The 2,379-nt window shown below is 47.9% G+C and carries 2 protein-coding genes; both read right to left on the reverse strand.

The features are described from left to right. Positions 1-779 (reverse strand): putrescine-ornithine antiporter (gene potE / locus R7M72_RS24165; RefSeq protein ID WP_318056356.1); only part of this gene is annotated, 779 nt, incomplete at its 3' end. A gap of 61 nt (positions 780-840) precedes the next feature. Further along, positions 841-2,379 (reverse strand): ornithine decarboxylase (gene speC / locus R7M72_RS24170; protein WP_318056357.1); only part of this gene is annotated, 1,539 nt, incomplete at its 5' end.

Consider the following 2,379-nt stretch of genomic DNA (forward strand, 5'->3'; position numbering starts at 1 on the left):
AATGGTGCTGTAGATGCAGCAAGCTCAGAGTTTGCAACGATACCAGAACAGATGTTTGTCGATACAATGTAAACCACAGCCGCGATTAGTGTACCGCCTAGCACTGCGATTGGTACGTTCTTCTCTGGGTTTTCTACCGCTTCAGAGTTCGCACAAGCTGATTCAAGACCAAGGAATGCCCATAGAGTCATCGCAATAGAATCACTCACTGCCTCACCAAATGGCAAGCTGTGTGGGTTCCAAGCTTCAATGTACATGGTTGGGTTAAACCAGAACCAACCAACAATACCCAATGAACACACTGGTAGGATTACGCCCCACACGGTGAATGTACCAATTTGACCTGTGATTTTCGCACCACCGAAGTTAGCGAAAGTACAAATCCAAAGAATGGCGATGGTGTACAAACAGGTTTCGACCGGAGATAGGGTCACTTCAAAGAATGCGGAGCCGTAACCCACACAAGTAATCGCGATCGCAATGTTCGCAATAAGGAGCGACAAACCGTAAGTCCAGCCCGCCATAAATGCACCCGATTTACCGAATGCATAAGACGCGTAACCGTTCATACCGCCGTCACGTTTACTAAAACGACCACATTTTGCAAACACGTAAGCCAACGCCAAAGAGCCCGCCGCCGTGATCAGCCAAGACAACACAGAAATGGTGCCCACTTGCGCCAGTTTACTTGGCAGCATGATGATGCCGGAGCCGGCCATGTTGATGAATGTCAGAATGGTTAACTGCACCACCGACATTTTTTTAGTTTCAGTACTCATAAATTATTCTCCACGAATAAGCGGTTCGCACCGACGCCGGAGCGTGGTGCGAACGGGTAGATTAATCTTTTAGGACATAACAATGTGCGGTAGTGCGACCGTTAACATCTTCAAGGTACACACCTTGAATTTCTGGCGCGAAGCCTGGGAAGCGGTTGATGCCTTCTTCTAGAGATAGGAAGTAATCCACCACGTGTGGGGTCCAGATTTCACCAGTGATCACACAGATGATGCCTGGAGGGTAAGGAAGTGCACCCTCAGCGGCTACACGACCAACGGCCTCTTTAAGTGGTAGGTAATCGCATTCACCACGGAAGTATTTGCGTGTTGCCACGTCTGGTTTGTGAACCATTTGTGGGAAGTACTCGCTGCGGAACATCGCTTTTTGTAGCTGTTTCACGTTCAGCTCTTTGTACATGTCATGCATTTCCTGACATAGCTGACGGATGGTGTAGCCACGGTAGCGTTCTTTATTCGCTTCGTAGACGCTTGGAAGTACGATACTTAGAGGCGCATCATCACGGATGAATTTTTCGAATCGGTTAATTTGAGCCACAAGGTGACGGATCTTACCCATATCTTCCGCAGGAGTGAGTAGGAACAAGATGGAGTTCAAGTCGCACTTCTCAGGGATGATGCCGTTTTCACGAAGGAAGTTCGCCAATAGCGTTGCAGGAATACCGAAATCTGCGTAGCTGCCATCTTCTGCAATACCCGCAGTAGTTAGCAACAATTTACATGGGTCAACGAAGTATTGACCTTCACCGTAACCTTCAAATTTGTGCCAGCTTGCGTTTGGCTCAAACATGAAGAATTTCTTGTTCGTTGCTATCACGTCAGTGTCGTAGCTGCCCCAAGGTTGGCCTTCGACTTCATCTGGAATGAACGGACGAATCAATTCACAACTCTTAAGGATTTCTTTACGCGCTTCGATACCAGTCTTAACCGCATCACGCCATAAACGCAGACCTGCTTCGCCATCGTGGATCTTCGCGTTCACATCAAGCGCAGAGAACAGTGCGTAGAATGGTGAAGTCGATGCGTGCATCATAAACGCGTTGTTAAAGCGTTTGTGGTTACAGTAACGAGCTTGACCTTTGATATGGCGGTCTTTTTTGTGGATTTGCGATGTTTGAGAGAAGCCAGCTTGTTGTTTGTGAACAGACTGAGTCACGATCACACCTGCGTCTTCTGGTTTCAAATCCAGCAGCAGTGGTGAACAGTCTTTCATCATAGGGATGAACTGCTCATAACCAACCCACGCAGAGTCAAACAGGATGTAGTCACAAAGATGACCGATCTTATCCATCACGTAGCGAGCGTTATAGATAGTACCGTCGTAAGTACCAAGCTGGATAATAGCAAGACGGAAAGGACGTTCATCGCGTGCACGTTCTGGATCCACTTTCGCGATTTGAGCACGAATGTATTCTTCATCGAAACAGTGCTCATCCATACCACCGATGAAGCCCCAAGGGTTACGCGCCGTTTCTAAGTAAACTGGCATACCACCCGCTTGGATTAACGCACCGTGGTGGTTCGATTTGTGGTTGTTACGGTCGACCAGTACCAAATCACCTTCAGTTACTAGCGCGTTACA

It is taken from the genome of Vibrio sp. YT-18 (assembly GCF_033337345.1).
GTDB classification, from domain to species: Bacteria; Pseudomonadota; Gammaproteobacteria; order Enterobacterales; family Vibrionaceae; genus Vibrio; species Vibrio alginolyticus.